General features: G+C 69.1%; 13 protein-coding genes. 11 read left to right on the forward strand and 2 right to left on the reverse strand.

Features of this window, described 5'->3' with window-relative positions:
• Nucleotides 1-121 precede the first annotated feature (121 nt).
• From ACYVAN_RS07635 to ACYVAN_RS07655, 5 genes are all read left to right on the forward strand, one after another.
• Entirely contained in the window at nt 122-1573 is a 1452-nt protein-coding gene (locus ACYVAN_RS07635) for an LCP family protein (protein ID WP_460957135.1), read from the forward strand.
• A 317-nt stretch (nt 1574-1890) separates the two neighbouring features.
• Entirely contained in the window at nt 1891-2826 is a 936-nt protein-coding gene (locus tag ACYVAN_RS07640; RefSeq protein ID WP_460957137.1) for a SurA N-terminal domain-containing protein, read from the forward strand.
• Between the two features lie 78 nt (nt 2827-2904).
• On the forward strand, nt 2905-3972 hold the full coding sequence (locus ACYVAN_RS07645; protein ID WP_460957139.1) for a nucleoside triphosphate pyrophosphohydrolase: 1068 nt from the start codon (nt 2905-2907) through the stop codon (nt 3970-3972).
• A 137-nt stretch (nt 3973-4109) separates the two neighbouring features.
• Nucleotides 4110-4922 carry a lytic murein transglycosylase gene (locus tag ACYVAN_RS07650; RefSeq protein ID WP_460957141.1) on the forward strand — a complete coding sequence of 271 codons (813 nt, stop codon included), beginning with the start codon at nt 4110-4112 and terminating at the stop codon, nt 4920-4922.
• Nucleotides 4923-4954: 32 nt separating this feature from the next.
• A complete protein-coding gene (locus ACYVAN_RS07655) occupies nt 4955-5791 on the forward strand; it encodes a lytic transglycosylase domain-containing protein (RefSeq protein ID WP_460957143.1) in 837 nt (278 codons plus the stop codon).
• A gap of 56 nt (nt 5792-5847) precedes the next feature.
• Here ACYVAN_RS07655 and ACYVAN_RS07660 read toward each other — a convergent pair whose 3' ends face one another.
• The gene (locus tag ACYVAN_RS07660) at nt 5848-6225 is read right to left on the reverse strand and encodes a tetratricopeptide repeat protein (RefSeq protein ID WP_460957145.1); all 378 of its coding nucleotides are present in this window, start codon (nt 6223-6225) and stop codon (nt 5848-5850) included.
• Between the two features lie 367 nt (nt 6226-6592).
• On the opposite strand from ACYVAN_RS07660, the gene eno reads away from it, so the two are divergent.
• From eno to ACYVAN_RS07675, 3 genes are all read left to right on the forward strand, one after another.
• The gene (gene eno, locus ACYVAN_RS07665; RefSeq protein ID WP_460957147.1) at nt 6593-7879 is read left to right on the forward strand and encodes a phosphopyruvate hydratase; all 1287 of its coding nucleotides are present in this window, start codon (nt 6593-6595) and stop codon (nt 7877-7879) included.
• 68 nt (nt 7880-7947) lie between these two features.
• Complete coding sequence (locus ACYVAN_RS07670; RefSeq protein ID WP_460957796.1) at nt 7948-8538, forward strand: FtsB family cell division protein; 591 nt, start codon at nt 7948-7950, stop codon at nt 8536-8538.
• Nucleotides 8539-8540: 2 nt separating this feature from the next.
• Complete coding sequence (locus ACYVAN_RS07675; protein WP_460957798.1) at nt 8541-9095, forward strand: DUF501 domain-containing protein; 555 nt, start codon at nt 8541-8543, stop codon at nt 9093-9095.
• Between the two features lie 127 nt (nt 9096-9222).
• Here the strand turns inward: ACYVAN_RS07675 and ACYVAN_RS07680 are convergent, their stop codons facing one another.
• On the reverse strand, nt 9223-10887 hold the full coding sequence (locus tag ACYVAN_RS07680; RefSeq protein ID WP_460957149.1) for an isovaleryl-CoA dehydrogenase: 1665 nt from the start codon (nt 10885-10887) through the stop codon (nt 9223-9225).
• A gap of 268 nt (nt 10888-11155) precedes the next feature.
• Here ACYVAN_RS07680 and ACYVAN_RS07685 point away from each other — a divergent pair, with 268 nt between their 5' ends.
• The 3 genes from ACYVAN_RS07685 (at nt 11156) to ACYVAN_RS07695 (ending at nt 16034) form a co-directional block, all read left to right on the forward strand.
• Complete coding sequence (locus tag ACYVAN_RS07685) at nt 11156-13153, forward strand: lytic transglycosylase domain-containing protein (RefSeq protein WP_460957151.1); 1998 nt, start codon at nt 11156-11158, stop codon at nt 13151-13153.
• Nucleotides 13154-13245: 92 nt separating this feature from the next.
• Nucleotides 13246-14199 (forward strand): Ppx/GppA phosphatase family protein, encoded by a 954-nt coding sequence (locus ACYVAN_RS07690; RefSeq protein WP_460957153.1) that lies wholly within the window; start codon nt 13246-13248, stop codon nt 14197-14199.
• 206 nt (nt 14200-14405) lie between these two features.
• Nucleotides 14406-16034 carry a peptide ABC transporter substrate-binding protein gene (locus tag ACYVAN_RS07695; protein WP_460957155.1) on the forward strand — a complete coding sequence of 543 codons (1629 nt, stop codon included), beginning with the start codon at nt 14406-14408 and terminating at the stop codon, nt 16032-16034.
• Nucleotides 16035-16055: the final 21 nt, after the last annotated feature.

The following is a 16055-nucleotide window of genomic DNA, read 5'->3' on the forward strand; positions in this document are numbered from 1 at the left end:
CCGGCCGCGCGGGGCCCGTCCCGGTGACGGACCACCGCCATCGCGCAGGCGTGGCGAGCGGCGGGCGCCCGAGCCGGCCGTGGACGACATGTGGAGCCGCCGCCCAGGGCGGCGGAAGCCGATGGGCAAGGTGTTCGTCGCCGTCCTGGCGATCCTCGTGCTCGGCTCGACGGGCACGGCGTGGGCATACCTGCGTCACCTGAGCAACAGCCTCGGTGGCAACGACGTCATCCTGAGCGAGCCGGACGGGGCCACCGACATCCTGCTGGTCGGCAACGACAGCCGCACCGACGCCGAGGGCAACCCGCTGCCGGAGGAAGTGCTGCAGCAGCTCCGCACCAGTGACGCGGAAGGCGGCAACCTCACCGACACGATGATCCTCGTGCGCGTTCCCAACGGCGGCCAACGGGCCAGCGCGGTCTCGTTTCCCCGGGACACGGAGGTTCAGCTGGGCAACGGGCACGGCGAGCACCTGCTCACCGAAGCCATGCCGAGGGAGATGGCCGCCGCGCGACACCGCCTGGAGGAGCAGGGCGTGTCCGACGAGAAGGAGCTGCACAAGCGGTCCCGGGAGGCGGGCCAGCGTTTCCTGATCAAGACCATCGAGCAGCTCTCGGGTGTCAGCATCGACCACTACGCCGAGGTGAACCTGCTCGGCTTCCACGACGTCACCAAAGCGATCGGTGGGGTGGAGGTCTGCTTGAACGAGCCGGTCAACGACCCGGCTTCCGGCGCGGTGTTCGAGGCGGGCAGGCAAACCGTCCAGGGCGCGGACGCGCTTGCTTTCGTGCGGCAACGAAAGGGCTTGCCGCGAGGCGATCTCGATCGCGTGGTTCGCCAGCAGGTGTTCCTGTCCGGGATGGCGCAGAAGATGCTGTCCGGTGGTGTGCTGAGCAATCCCGCGAAGCTGTCCGAGCTGATGGACGCGTTGCGGAAATCGGTGGTGCTCGACGAGGGCTGGGACGTGATGGATTTCGCCAGGCAAATGCAGGGCATCGCCGGTGGGGACATCGAGTTCCACACCATTCCGGTGGAATTGGTCGGTGAGTCCGGCCGGGAGGACGTGGAGGCCGACCCGGCGGAGGTCCGGAAATTCGTCGACGATCTCCTGCTGGCGCCGCAGGAACGGCAGGCCCAGCAGCGCCCACAGCAGGAGATGAGCGACCGGGTCGAGCACGATCCCTCGGATATCCAGGTCAGCGTGTACAACACCACCGGTGTCAGCGGTCTCGCCGGGCGTGTTTCGGACAGTCTCGCGACCGGCGGCTTCGGCACCGGCAGCGTCGGGAACGCATCGTCGGCATCGACCTCCGTGGTGCGGTACGCACCTGGCGAGGAGGCATCCGCCAAGCAGGTCGCGGCGGCGCTCGGCGGAATCGGCACGGAGCAGGGCGAGGACGTTTCCGCGGGCACGGTCGAGGTGTACGTGGCGGACGACTACGAGGGGCCCGGACGGCGGAATTTCGCGGCTGCCGGAGCCGTACGGCTCGACGGTCTGCGGCCCGCGCAACCGAGTTCCGGGGCCGAGGACGACGAGCGGATCACCGCGGAGGGAGTCCCGTGTGTGAACTGAACACACGGGACCGCCACAACGGATCGGGGCACACACGGATCGGGGCACACACGGAGGGGCGCGCCGGGGCGCCACGAGTCCAACGTGGACACGCGCTCCCGGCTGCCGAGCCCGCGATGTTCCGGGGAGGCAGCAGTGCTCCGGGACGCTGCGCCGCAAGCGTCCGATCCCGCAAGCGTCCGAAGTGGCCGGAGCGGTTCGGAGCGGGCATTCCCGGAAAGCCCGCGGTGTGTCCCTGGTCACATACCGTGCGGTGGCGGGAAGTCGCACCGTGATGAGACTTCACCGGTGGGTGGCTCCGTGAGAGGGTGATCACTGTGAGGTTCGTCATCCAGCGCCCGCTGCGCTTGCTCGCGTTGATCACCGCCGCCGGTTTGCTGCTGGCGGGTTGCGGCCCCGGTCCGAACAAGGTCGGTGCCGCGGCCATCGTCGGGGATACCCGGATTCCCGTGGCGGATGTCCAGTCCTGGTTCGAGGCGGTGCTGGCGAAGGAAGAAGGGCTCAAACCCCGGCTGCGCGAACAGGAGCAGATGGACGAGCTCGGGCGCCAGCTGGCTTCGTACAGCATCCAGCAGGAGCTGCTGCGGCAGGCGGCGGAGACCCATGGGATCAGCGTTGACGAGCGGGAGGTCGCGGAGCTGGTCGATTCGATGGGCGGCGCCGACGCGGCGACGCGCAACAAGATTTACACGCCGCGGAACTTCGAGGTGGCGGCCCGCTCGCAGCTGATCGCCGTCGAACTCGGTCGCAAGCACCTCGATCGGCTGGCCATCACGTTCGACTTCACGCAGGCTGCGACGCGTGACGAGGCCGAGACCAAGGCGAAGCGCATGGCGCAGGGGCCGGAAGAAGCGGCCGAACTGGTGGATGCCGAGCTTCAGGCGGGCACGCCGGCGGGCCGCGACGAGCGGTTGCGCGCGGCCGAGAACGTTCAGCTGGCCGGAGCGACTCCGCTGTTCGGGGCACGTCCGGGGACGGTGGTGGCGTTCGAGCCGCAACCCCAGGCGGGCCAGTGGTTGATCGCGCGGATCAAGGAGCGGGACACCGACGCGCCTCCGATTCCGGCGGCCGCGCAGGCCGACGACCAGACCCTGCAGGCGGTGGGAATGCGCATGCTGGGTGTGACGGCGGACCGGGTGGGGGTTCGGCTCAGCCCGCGCTACGGCGTGTGGGACCAGGTCGGTCTCGGATCGGCACCCGACGAGAGCCAGACGAGGGGTTTCTGGCTTTCCGGCCCCGCGGAGTCGAGCTGATCGCGTCATCGAAGGACCGGGCGATCGGAGTCGAGCAGGTAGCTTCGGTTCCGGGCGGCGGCTTGGGACAATCCCGGTATGGATGCTGAGGCTCGAACGGTCGGTGATGCCTTCGAGGCGCCCACCGCGGACGGATGTGCTGTGGTGGTGGTCGACGACAGGCTCGGTGAGGTGGTCCCGGCGGCCGCTGTGCCGCTCCTGCGCGGTGCTGCCGCGGTTTTCGCCGACGAAGGGTTGACGCGGTCGACGCGCTCGTCGTTGGGTGCCGAGACGCCTCCGTCGGTGGGGGAGCTCGTGGCGCGCGCGGCCGTGGAACCGATCGTGCTCGTCGTGCCGGAGCGGGACTCCGAGTTCGCCCTGGCACTGCGCGCTGTCGGCACCCTCGTGGTCGAGGCGGAGTCGCCGGCAGGTGTCGAGGTGTTGGATGCCGTCACGGTGATGGACCGGTTGCGCTCTCCCGGCGGGTGTCCCTGGGATGCCGAGCAGGATCACGACTCGTTGCGCAGGTACCTGGTCGAAGAGGCTTACGAGCTGCTCGACGCCATCGACCGGCGCGACCGGGAGGCGTTGCGCGAGGAGCTGGGCGACGTGCTTCTGCAGGTGCTCTTCCACGCGCGGGTGGCCGCGGAGGACGCGGCGGACCCGTTCGGAGTCGACGAGGTGGCCGCGGGGCTGGTCAGCAAGCTAGTGTCCCGGCATCCGCATGTGTTCTCCGATGGCGAGACGTTGCACGATTCGGAGTCGCAGCAGCTGCGCTGGGAAGAGCTGAAGCAGCGCGAGAAGTCACGGGAGTCCATTGTGGATGGAGTGGCGCTCGCGCAACCCGCGGTGGCCCTGGCGGCCAAGCTGGCCCAGCGCGCGCGACGTGCCGAAGTGCCCGAAGACCTGCTGCCGCAAGGGGACTCGACCGGACGTGCCCTGTTCGCACTGGCCGAGCGGGCGCGGAGCGCGGGCGAGGATCCCGAGGACGAACTGCGTCGAGTGGCGCTGGCGTTCGCCGGGCAGGTGCGTGCGGCGGAAGCCAACGCTCGGCAGGAGGGCGTCGATCCGGAATCGCTCACCGGTGAGCAGTGGCGCCGGTACTGGATGTCGGCTTTGTCCGACCCTCCTGTTTCGCGTTCGGAGTCGTGCGACGACACTGCCTGAGCACGCGGCTGAGCTGATCGCGTGACCGCGCCACGGCCCATGGCGGCTGGTTGGCCGAATTTGTCCGGTCCGGCGCTTGGGCGCCGTAATGTGGCGAGGGATGCGCGCACGCCTCGGGTGCGCAGAGGAGGAAGTTCGTGTCGCTGCGGCGGAGTGGTCGGCGTAACCGACTGGTGCTGGGGATCGCGCCGATCATGGTGACCGCGCTGTCGTGCGGAAACCTGGTGCCTTCGGAGGAGGAGACGAGTCGGGTCGACGTGCTTCCCGAGCCTCCCACCGCGGTGGCACCACCGGATCCCGGCGTCGCGCCGCCGGTGGTGCGGATACCCGCGCCGGGAGGTCGACCGGTGTCGGTGGAGGAGCGCCCCCAGGGGCAGCTCACCGCCTGGTCGGAATCGATGGCCGACTCGCTCAACATTCCGAGGGCGGCGCTGCAGGCGTACGGTTACGCCGCTCGCGTTCTCGAGGGCACCGCTCCCGAATGCGGCCTGACGTGGACCCTGTTGGCCGGTATCGGCTTCGTCGAATCGAGCCACGGCCGGTACGGGGGCGCGGACCTCGACGCCACCGGCCGTCCGAGCATCCCGATTCGGGGCCTGGCCCTGGACGGCAGCGACGGGGTGAAGCGGATCGAGGACACCGACGACGGCGAACTCGACGGCGACGAGGTTTTCGATCGGGCGGTCGGGCCGCTCCAGTTCATTCCCGGCACCTGGGAGAAGTGGGCCGTGGATGCCGACGGTGACGGTGTCGCGGACCCGGACGACCTCGATGACGCCGCCCTGGCTGCGGGCGAGTACCTCTGCGGCGAAGGCCGGAACCTCCAGGATCCGGACGCTTTCTGGCAGGCCTTGCTGACCTACAACGAGAGTGGCGAGTATGCGCAGGACGTGCTCGATCACGCCGATCAGTACGGTCGGCGGAGCAGGAATCTGCCGGGTGAGTGGTAGTCCTGTCGGCTACCACGAAGTAACCTGATCGAGTGATCGATCCCACTTCATCGCGTACTCGCCGTTCACGTGTGCTCGCGGTCCTGGGGCGTGCGGGGATCGCCGTGACCGCGCTCGCACTGTTGGCGGCGGGCCTGGGAGCGATCTCCACGCTCGGCAAGCCGTCGAAGGCTCCGGTGGCGGGACCGCCTCCGGACGAGGAAGTCGAGCCCGCGCAGGTCTCACCCGGCTCTGTCGCGCCCCCCGTCGAGCAGCCGGCACCCGTGGAAGTGCCGGAGCCGGTGGAAGTATCGGTGGACAACCCGATCCGGGAGTGGTCCAACCAGGTCTCGGCCGTCGTCGACGTGCCTGCGAGGGCACTCGTGGCCTACGTCAACGCCGACCTGGCCATGCGGGACGTCGATCCCGGCTGCCGGGTTTCCTGGGCGACGCTGGCCGGGATCGGACGCATCGAGTCGAACCACGGGCGCTACGGCGATCGGCAGCTGCGAGAAGACGCCCGGCCCTCGTACCCGATCATCGGAGTTCCGCTCGACGGTGGTCCCGGTGTCCGGGCGATCCCGGACACCGACGGCGGTGTCCTCGACGGCGACCGGGTTCATGACCGCGCCGTCGGCCCCATGCAGTTCATCCCGTCGACCTGGGGAAAGTGGTCCACCGACGGGAACGGGGACGGTACCGGTGATCCGCAGAACCTCGATGACGCGGCGATGGCGGCGGCGCGGTACCTGTGCGCGGGCGGGCGGGACCTGACCTCCGGGACCGGTTGGTGGGGCGCGGTGATGTCCTACAACAACTCGGTCGAATACGGGCAGAAGGTGTTCGCGCTGGCCGAGACCTACGCGGAGGCGGGCAGCAGGCGGCAGTGACCGCAAGAGCCGTGCCCTGGGGAGTGTTTCGGTAGTGGTTCGGGTGGTGAGTGGTGTCAGTCCTTGCGGTTGGCGAGTCGTGCGTTGAGCTCGCCGAGAGCTTCCTGGTAGGCGGGGTCCGGATGCATCGTGGCGGCCATCCGCAGCTGGGTCTGAGCTTCCCGCAGTCGCCCCTGCTTCTGCAGGGTTCGGCCGAGGATGTGCCTGGCGTAGTGGTCCGACGGATCCAGCTCCAGGACCTGCAGGAATGCGAGCTCGGCGCGTCGGAACTGGGCGGAGAACAGGTAAGCCCTACCCAGTACCAGCTGGACGCTGGCCTTGTCCCCGGCAATGTCGAGCACGGGTTCCAGGACGCGGAGAGCTTCCCACGGACGTCGCTGCGCGACCAAGCTCTCGGCCCGGCGAAACGCTTCAACAGTTCCTTCGGTCGTCATGGCCCGAACCACCTTACTTTCGGGCCCGGGGGTTTCTCGTCGTCCGAGCGGATGTTTTCGCGGCTCCGCGTACGGGGCGTTCGACGACGCCGCGTGGCCGGGCGGGGCGCCGGTTCACGTGAATGGCGGCCGGAACGATTCGGCAACTCCCGGTGAGCGCAGGCAGGCGGACGTCGGGCCGTCTACCAGGTCGCCGGAGTGACATGAGCAGCGCCACGTCCGCGAACAGAGCGAGTCTCGCGGCAGGGCGACCAGCCACCCGGTTAGGCTCGTGTCCGGTCGTCGGGCGTTCGACCGCCATTCCGGCGGAGACGGAACGCCGGGGCGGATCGAAACGTCCATAGTTCAAGGCTGGTTAGGAGTACACGTGGCGATCATCGAGCAGGTCGGCGCTCGCGAGATCCTGGACTCCCGTGGGAACCCCACTGTCGAGGTCGAGGTGGCACTGGATGACGGCACCCTCAGCCGTGCCGCGGTCCCGTCGGGGGCCTCGACGGGTGAGCACGAGGCGGTCGAGCTGCGTGACGGCGACGCCAACCGCTACGGAGGCAAGGGCGTCGAGCAGGCCGTGATGGGCGTGCTGGACGAGATCGGGCCGGAACTCGACGGTGTCGACGCCACCGAGCAGCGAGTGGTGGACCAGAAACTGGTCGACCTCGACGGCACCCCGGACAAGTCCCGGCTGGGCGCGAACGCCATCCTCGGCGTCTCGCTGGCCGTGGCCAAGGCGGCGTCGGACTCCTCCGGGTTGGAACTGTTCCGCTACGTCGGCGGGCCGAACGCGCACGTGCTGCCGGTGCCGATGATGAACATCCTCAACGGAGGGGCCCACGCCGACACGGGCGTGGACATCCAGGAGTTCATGATCGCCCCGGTGGGTGCGGATTCCTTCTCCGACGCGCTGCGCTGGGGTGCCGAGACGTACCAGGCGCTGAAGTCGGTGCTCAAGGCCAAGGGCCTGTCGACGGGTCTCGGTGACGAGGGCGGTTTCGCGCCCGACCTGGCGAACAACCGGGAGGCCCTGGACCTGATCGCGCAGGCCGTCGAGAAGGCCGGCTACAAGCTGGGTCGCGACATCGTGCTGGCGCTCGACGTCGCCGCCACCGAGTTCCACGCCGACGGCGTCTACAACTTCGAGGGCGCCAAGCGCAGCGCCGAGCAGATGGCCGCTTACTACACCGAGCTGCTCGACGCCTACCCGCTGGTGTCCATCGAAGACCCGCTGTCGGAGGACGACTGGGACGGCTGGGCCAAGCTGACCAGCGAGATCGGCGAGCGCGTCCAGCTCGTCGGTGACGACCTGTTCGTCACGAACCCGGAGCGGCTCGAAACCGGCATCAACCGGCGCGCCGCGAACTCGCTGCTGGTCAAGGTCAACCAGATCGGCACGTTGTCGGAGACGCTGGACGCGGTCAACCTGGCCAACTCCTGCGGCTACAAGAGCATGATGAGCCACCGTTCCGGCGAGACCGAGGACACCACCATCGCCGACCTGGCGGTGGCGACCGGTTGCGGCCAGATCAAGACCGGCGCCCCCGCCCGCAGCGAGCGCGTGGCCAAGTACAACCAGCTGCTGCGCATCGAAGAAGCCCTCGGTGACGCGGCGCGGTACGCGGGTGAGCTCGCGTTCCCGCGCTTCACTCCCGAGGCGTAACGAATCAGTTCGCCCGGGCGGGCCGGCCGCCCGCCCGGGCGGAACCGCTAGGAAGGGCGGTGCGAGTCATGCCGAGCGGGCGCTCCTCTGCGGATCGGGGCCGCAACCGCCGTCAGGTGCAGGGCACGGCGGCGCGTCGACCCGAGCGCGCCCGCGGCGGCAAGGCCGCACCGAAGGAGAACGGCACGAAGCGAGCGGCAGCGGGTACGAAGCGTGTCGCGCCGGGTGCGAAGCGGCCGGTCGGCAACAAGACCGTGCGGAAGCGCTCCGGCGACGGAACCGGTGGCGCGTTCAAGCTCTCCTCGACCCGCAGGGCGTCGGTGTTGGCACTGGTGGTGTGCACCATGGCGCTGAGCGTCTCGGTGCCGCTGCGCACGTACCTGAGCCAGCGCGACGAACTCGCCGCCCAGGAGAGGAAGCAAGCCCAGCTCGCCGAACAGGTCGAGGAGCTGGAGCAACGCAAGACCAAGCTCGCCGACCCCGACCACGTGGAAGCCGAGGCGCGGGCCCGTTTGGGGTTGGTGCGCCCGGGGGAGACCCCGTACATCGTGCAGGTGCCGTCGGACGAGTCGGCGACGCAGCAACAGACCGAACAACAGATCGACGACATTCCCTGGTACGAGGACCTGTGGAAATCGTTGACGGGGAAGGGAACTTGACCGTGCCGGGTACAGCGACTTCGGGGGACGGCGCGACTTCGGAGGAGGGTGCGGCGCCGGAGGAGGGTGCAGCGCCGGAGGAGGGTGCGGCGCCGACGATCAGCGACCGCGATCGCGAGGTCATCACCCGGCAGTTGGGGCGGCCGCCCCGGGGACTCCGCGCGGTCGCGGCACGGGACGCGGCGGGGGAGCCCACGGTCGTGCAGACCGCACCCCGGCTGGAGGACGGAACCCCGTTCCCGACCCTGTACTACCTGACCTCGCCCCGGTTGGTCGCGCACGCCTCGACGCTGGAGTCCGAGGGCCGCATGCGGGAGATGACCGATCGGCTGGCCGAAGATGCGGAACTGGCCGAGCGGTACCGCCGCGCGCACGAGTCCTATCTGGCCGAGCGGGACGCGATCGATTCGTTGGGCATCGAGGTGACCGCGGGCGGAATGCCCGACCGGGTGAAGTGCCTGCACGTGCACATCGCGCACGCCCTGGCGAAGGGGCGCGGGGTCAACCCGTTCGGTGACGAGGCGCTGGACGAGATCGCCCGGCGCTGGCCCGAATGACCCGTGCACCCGCACGGGTCGCCGCCTTTCCCCGACCACGAACATTCCCGACCGCACCCACTCCTGACCGACTCACTCCCGACCGCACCCACTCCCGACCGCGGTCCGGATCTCGTGCCGCGTCCGGTCAGGACTGCGGCGTGATCCGGTCCAGGAGTTCGCCCGCGCTGGACGCCGGGGTGGTGCCGAAGGTGCGCCCCGAGTCCGAGCCCAGCCGGGTGGTGGTGAAAGCTTCGGCGACCGCGTTCGGTGCGTACCGCAGCAGCAGTGATGCCTGCAGCGTCAGGGCCAGCAGCTCGGCGAGCCTCCGCGCGCGTTCGGGAGCGGGCGCGCTCAGTTCGCGGCGCACCCGGGCCACCGCCGCGTCGTAGTTCGCGTCGACTCCCAGCGCCGAGTCGAGTTCGGCGAGCAGCGCATCGGCACTGGACGGCTGCTTGGCCAGTGCTCGCAGCACGTCCAGCGCGGTCACGTTGCCCGACCCTTCCCAGATCGACATCAACGGTGCTTCCCGGTAGTGCCGAGGCATCCCGGACTCCTCCACATAACCGTTGCCGCCCAGGCATTCGAGCGCTTCGGCGACAGCGGCGGGAGTGCGCTTGCAGACGTAAAACTTCGATGCGGGCAGTGCCAGGCGCAGGAACTCCGGTTCGCTGCCCTCCCCGTGCTGCCCCAGGTCCACGGCGGCGGCGAGGCGCATCGACAGCGCCGTGGCGGCCTCCGATTCGAGCGCGAGGTCGGCGAGCACCGAACGCATCAGCGGTGCGTCCGAGAGCCGGTCGCCGAACGCGCTGCGGTGCCGCACGTGGTGGGCGGCCTCGGAGAGCGCGATGCGGGTGTTCGCGGCCGAGCCGAGCACGCAGTCGAGCCTGGTCATCGACACCATTTCGATGATGCAGCGAACGCCACGACCTTCCTCGCCGACCAGATGTCCCAGCGCGCCCGCGTATTCGAGCTCGGCGGAGGCGTTGGACTTGTTGCCGAGCTTGTCCTTGAGGCGTTGCAGGTGGACGGCGTTTCGGGTGCCGTCCGGGAGGACGCGTGGGACCAGGAAGCAGCTCAGCCCGCCGGGCGCCTGCGCGAGGGTGAGGAAGAAGTCGTTCATCGGTGCCGAGGTGAACCACTTGTGCCCGATGATCCGGTAGGTGCCGTCGGCCAGCGGTTCGGCGGTGGTGGAGTTCGCCCGCACATCGGAACCACCCTGCTTCTCGGTCATCGACATTCCCGCCAGCAGGCCGGTCTTGCCGTCGGGAGGCCGGAGCCCGAAGTCGTAGGTGCCGGACCGCAGGCCCGGCTCGTAGTGGTGGGACAGGGTGGGCGAGTGCCGCAGAGCGGGCACGGCGGCGAAGGACATCGAGATCGGACAGCCGTGCCCGGCTTCGAGCTGGGACCACAGGTAGAAACCGGCCGCTCGGCGCACGTGCGCGCCCGGTCCGGCATCCGGTTCCCACGGGGTGGCGTGCAGCCCGTGCGATACGGCGCGGGACATCAACCAGTGCCACGAGGGGTGGAACTCGACCTCGTCGACCCGGTGTCCGTAGCGGTCGTGGGTGCGCAACGCGGGCGGGTTCTCGTTGGCGAGCCTGGCGTGTTCGCGGCCGTGCGCGGATCCGGCTTCGGCGGCGAGTTCGGCGAGCGCGCCGAGTTGCTCGTCGTTCGCGTACCTGCTCACCGCTTCCCGGAGAGCGGGGTCGCAGGCCATCGGATCGAACCCGTCCAGCGGGGGTGGCTGGTTGAAGACCTGGTGGGTCGCGAAGTCTTCCGTTCCGGTGCCGGGCTCGTCGATGAGCGTCATGGCAGCAGGATAGGCGACGGATCTACCTGTGAGTAGGTTTCGCGGTGGTCCCGCTGAGGCTGCTTCGCGCGGAGTAACCGTGCGGCGTCGCCACACCCTCACCGAGCACCTCCGACGCGGGATCGGGGGTCGATCGAACCAGCCTTTCCCGGGCCGCACGACCGGGTGCTCGTCACCCGGCGATGTCCGAGGCCGTGGTGTATCCAAGGACGGTGTGCGCGTTCGCGCCCTACTCGGGGACGTCGCTTCGTCGGCGGCAGGAGGTGTGGTGAAACCTCGCATGATGCGTCGGACCGGACCACCGTTGCGCTTCGCCGGGCACCGCAGGGGGCGGTGGCGGGCGTGGTCGAAGGTCACGGCACTGGCTCCGAGCCTGCTGCTGCCCGCCACGCTGGCCGGGGTTTCGGGGGCGCTGCTCGCCGACCAACCTCGCGAGGACCCGGTCGAGCTGCCCTACGTGCAGCAGGACCCGAGGGGGTTGGGGGCGGGTGGACAACTGCCCCAGGACCGCGAACCCGGCCGCGAACTGCTCGAACGGGCGGATGAACCACGCGAGCTGACCGCCCGCGCCGAGCCGGAGACGGCGATGCCCGCCGGAGACCTGGGCATTCCTCGCCCGATGCTGGCGGCCTACACCTCCGCCGCCGACCGGCTCGCCGAGACCCATCCGGGCTGTGGAATGCACTGGTCGGTGCTGGCCTCGATCGGCCGGATCGAGTCGGGGCATGCGCGGGACGGGCGGTTGGACGTTCAGGGCACCACCGTGTCGGCGATCCTCGGCCCACGGCTGTCCGGCGGTCCTGCCATCGCCTCGATCCCCGACACCGACGGTGGCGCGCTCGACGGCGATCCGGTCTGGGACCGGGCGGTGGGGGCGATGCAGTTCATCCCGGAGACGTGGCGCAAGCACGCGGCGGACGGGAACGACGACGGGGTGGCCAGCCCACACAACGTGCACGACGCGACCCTGGCCGCCGGGCGTTACCTGTGTTCCGGGGGAGCCGACCTGCGCGATCCGCGGGCTCTCGCCGAGGCCGTGTTCGGCTACAACCACTCGGAGAGCTACGTCCGGACGGTGCTGGTCTGGGCCGCTGCCTACGCGCTGGGTGTGAATCCCACGCCCGCGCAGCTGGCCGCCGAGATCGACGAGTCGGACGTGTTGGCGGGCAGTCGGTTGCCGAATCGTCCGGAGATCGTGGCGCTGCCGCCCGCGATGCCACCCGGGCCGCCCGACCGGCCGGATCACCCGCCGGAGGGCACGCGTCCGCCACGACCGGAATTGCCGGAGGCTGAGGGGCCCCATCCGGCGGCGCACCGGCCAGCGGCGCACCGTCCGGAGCAGCACCGTCCGGAGAATCCGCACTCCGAGACGTTCCATTCCGGAGAGCCGCAGCCCGAGGCGCCGAAACCTGAGGCGCCGAAACCTGAGGCGCTGGAGCCCGGACCGCTGGAGCCGGGGGCGCCGAAACCTGAGGAGTTCCGGCCTGAGGAGTCGGGGGCGGAAGGTCCCGGAGCTGCCGGCCCGAGCGAGGAAGTGCTGTCCGAATCGGTGTCGGAATCGTTGTCGGCGCTCGCGCAAGCTCCGAACGGCCGGCCCACGGACGAGGCCGGGACATCATCGGAAAGCGGTGCGTCGGACGCGCCGGATTCCACGGGCCAGGATTCCGAGCACCAGGATTCGCAGAGCCAGCAGAGCCAGCAGAGCCAGCTGCAGAGCGAGGAAGCGCAGGGGCAGGAACCTCAGCGCCCGGGGACGGCTCCGGCTCGTCCCGAGGCCCTGTTCGGTGGGCAGCAAAGTGATGACGTTCCCACCGGCAGCGCGCTTCCGAGCGGTCAGGAAACCACGGGCCAGCAGCCCGCGGGCGAGGAATCGGTGGGCCAGAAACCGCTGGGTGAGCCGACATCGACCGGCGAACCGACGCCGAGCCTGCCGCCGACCGGTGCCCCGACTTCCACGGAACCTCCCGACGCGTTCCAGGAGCCGCTCGAACCATGCGACCCGGACGTGCTGAACGAGGGCGCGTTCGTGACCGACCCCTCCGGCGGGGAACTTCCCGCCCCCGGACAAACACCGCCGAGCGACGCACGTCCGGGTGGAGTTGTCCACGTCGCCGCTACTGAGGAGTCCGACTTCGAACGGTGTCGGGTGCCGGAGGAGTTCGATCCGACCGGGGAATCGGCCACGTCCGCACCGTTCACGGCCGGGGAGCCCGTGCCCCGGCCCGGGGATACCTCGGTGCACCGGGGGAACGGGGTGGGTCGCTAGCGTGTGCGTGAGGCGAGGGGCAGGCGTGGGGATGCGAACACCTGCGCGGCTTTCGAGCGAAGCCCCTCTCAGCGCGCACGAGGAGGACGCTCATGTCACGGGTCGCGGCGATTGACTGCGGGACGAACTCGATCCGACTGCTGGTCGCCGATGTGACCGCGCACGACGACGGAACGCGGGATCTGCGCGACGTGCACCGCGAGATGCGGGTCGTCCGGCTCGGCCAGGGAGTCGACGCCACCGGGCGGCTGGCCGACGAGGCGCTGGAACGCACCCGGTCGGCGTTGAACGACTACGCGATGATCGCGCGGCGCAAGGGCGTCGAACGCGTGCGGATGGTCGCGACCTCGGCCACCCGGGACGCCGAGAACCGCGAGGTCTTCTTCGACATGGTGCGCCAGACCCTCGGCGTGGAAGCCGAGGTGATCACCGGCGACGAAGAGGCCCGCCTGTCGTTCATCGGCGCGGTGGGTGATCTCGACCCCGCAGACGGACCGTTCGTGGTCACCGACGTCGGTGGCGGTTCCACCGAGCTGGTGGTGGGCACCTGGGACGGTGCGACGGCCGAGATTCGATCCGCGTACTCGGCCGACATCGGCTGCGTGCGGCTGACCGAGCGCTGCCTGCGCAGTGACCCTCCTGCCGAGCAGGAGGTCAGGGACGCCGAGAAGGTGGCGCGCGGGGTGCTGGACGAGGCGTTCGCGGCGGTCGATTCCTCGGATGCGCGGACGTGGGTGGGGGTGGCCGGAACGGTCACCACGTTGTCGGCGGTGGCGCAGGAACTTCCCACCTATGATCCTGCCGCCATTCACCTTTCCCGTTTATCCCAGAATAGTGTCGCGGAAACGACTGAACGGCTGTTGGGGATGACGCATGATCAGCGCGCCGAGATAGGTCCGATGCACCCTGGGCGAGTTGACGTGATATGTGGTGGCGCATTGGTCGTTCGGGTTATCGCAGAAGAGTTGCAGGAACGATCGGGTATCCGTTTTGTCACGGTCAGCGAGCACGACATCCTCGACGGCATAGCGCTGTCCATCAGCTAATTCCCACGATGTGGACACGGCGTCCTGATTGTCGACGCGGCAGTGGCAGGTCGGCCGAGAAAGTGTCGGATTTGTGACAACCGAACCACTTCGGTCGCTTGTCATTTATGTTTACGCTCAGCTCTCGCGGTGGTGAAATCGCGGCCGCGGGTTGGCGACCCCGAGGTAATTCTCGATGGGGCGCGCGTGGAAACAGGAGGACGTAGATGCGTAAACGACGTCTGGCCGCATATGTAGCGGCCCCGCTGGCAGTGGGGCTGCTGGCCAGCGCATGCGGAGGTGGGGGCGGTGGCGCCGCGGAGGACGGCGTCATCTCGGTCAATTCCACCGAGCCGCAGAACCCGCTGGTGCCCAGCGACACCACCGAAACCGGTGGCGGCAACGTGGTCGATGCGATGTTCACCGGCCTCGTCGGCTACGACGAGAAGAACGAGGTGTACAACGAGGTCGCCGAGTCGATCGAGACCACCGACAACAAGGTCTACACGATCACGCTGAAGCCGGACTGGACCTTCCACGACGGTTCGCCGGTCACCTCCGAGAGCTTCGTGCGCGCCTGGAACTACGCGGCCTACGCCCCGAACGGGCAGTCCACGGCGTCGTTCTTCGAACACATCGAGGGCTACGACCAGGTAAACCCGGACGACCCGGACGGCGACTCGGGCCCGCAGGAGCCGCCGGAGCCGAGCGCCGAGAAGCTCTCCGGGCTGGAGGTCGTCGACGAGCACACGTTCAAGGTGACCCTGGACGCGCCGTTCGCGACCTTCCCGACGACGCTCGGCTACCCCGCGTTCTCCCCGATGCCGAACACCTTCTTCGAAGACCAGGAGGGCTTCGAGCAGCACCCGATCGGCAACGGTCCGTTCAAGTTCGAATCCCGCACGCCGAACACCAGCATCGAGCTCGCCCGCAACGACGAGTACGCGGGCGTGAACAAGCCCTCGGTCGAAGGTGTCGAGTTCCGCATCTACACGGAACTGGAGACCGCCTACCAGGACCTGGTCTCGGGCAACCTCGACTTCGTCGACCAGATGCCGCCCTCGGCCATGGCCGGGGACAAGTGGAAGGCCGACCTGGGCGACCGGGCCATCGAGAAGCAGATTCTGAGCAACAACGCGCTGCAGCTGCCGCTCTACCAGGAGAAGTACCAGGACCCGAAGGTGCGCCACGCGCTGTCGATGGCCATCAACCGGGAACAGATCACCGAGACCGTGTTCCAGGGCGGCTACACCCCGGCGAAGGGATGGATTCCCCAGGACGCGATCCCCGGCTACGAGGGCGCTGCCTGCGGGCAGTGGTGCGAGTTCGACCCGGCGAAGGCGAAGCAGCTGCTGGGTGAGACGGGCTTCGAAGGACCGATTGTCATCTCGTCCAACTCGGACGGTGGTCACAAGGAGTGGATCGAGGCGGTCTGCGGCCAGTTCAAGAACAACCTCGGCGTGGACTGCGTGTACAACCCGATCCCCACGTTCGCGGAGTTCCTGAAGACCCACGAGACCAACGGCCACGAGGGACCGTTCCGGTTCGGCTGGGTCGGTGATTACCCGGCTGCCGAGACGTTCCTCGGCAAGATCTACCGCACCGGTGCGTCGTCGAACTACATGACCTACTCCAGCCCCGCATTCGACGAGGCGATGAACAAGGCCGACCGGGCAGCCAGCGTGGAAGAGGGCAACAAGCTCTACAACGAGGCGGCGAAGGTGCTGGCCGAGGACATGCCATCCATCCCGCTGTGGGACCAGAAAGCAGTTGTCGGTCACTCGGAACGACTGAAGAACGTGCACGTGACCTTCGACCGCCACCTCGACTTCGAAAGGGTCGAGCTGGCGTCCTGATCCATGGCAACGGGTCCGGCC

The organism is Parasphingorhabdus pacifica (genome assembly GCF_054779195.1).

Coding starts and splice junctions, on each gene's coding strand:
- ACYVAN_RS07635 (WP_460957135.1), top strand. CDS start 122: ATGGGCAAGGTGTTCGTCGCCGTCCTGGCGATCCTCGTGCTCGGCTCG.
- ACYVAN_RS07680 (WP_460957149.1), bottom strand. CDS start 10,887: ATGACGCTCATCGACGAGCCCGGCACCGGAACGGAAGACTTCGCGACC.
- ACYVAN_RS07660 (WP_460957145.1), bottom strand. CDS start 6,225: ATGACGACCGAAGGAACTGTTGAAGCGTTTCGCCGGGCCGAGAGCTTG.
- ACYVAN_RS07645 (WP_460957139.1), top strand. CDS start 2,905: ATGGATGCTGAGGCTCGAACGGTCGGTGATGCCTTCGAGGCGCCCACC.
- ACYVAN_RS07690 (WP_460957153.1), top strand. CDS start 13,246: ATGTCACGGGTCGCGGCGATTGACTGCGGGACGAACTCGATCCGACTG.
- ACYVAN_RS07695 (WP_460957155.1), top strand. CDS start 14,406: ATGCGTAAACGACGTCTGGCCGCATATGTAGCGGCCCCGCTGGCAGTG.
- ACYVAN_RS07670 (WP_460957796.1), top strand. CDS start 7,948: ATGCCGAGCGGGCGCTCCTCTGCGGATCGGGGCCGCAACCGCCGTCAG.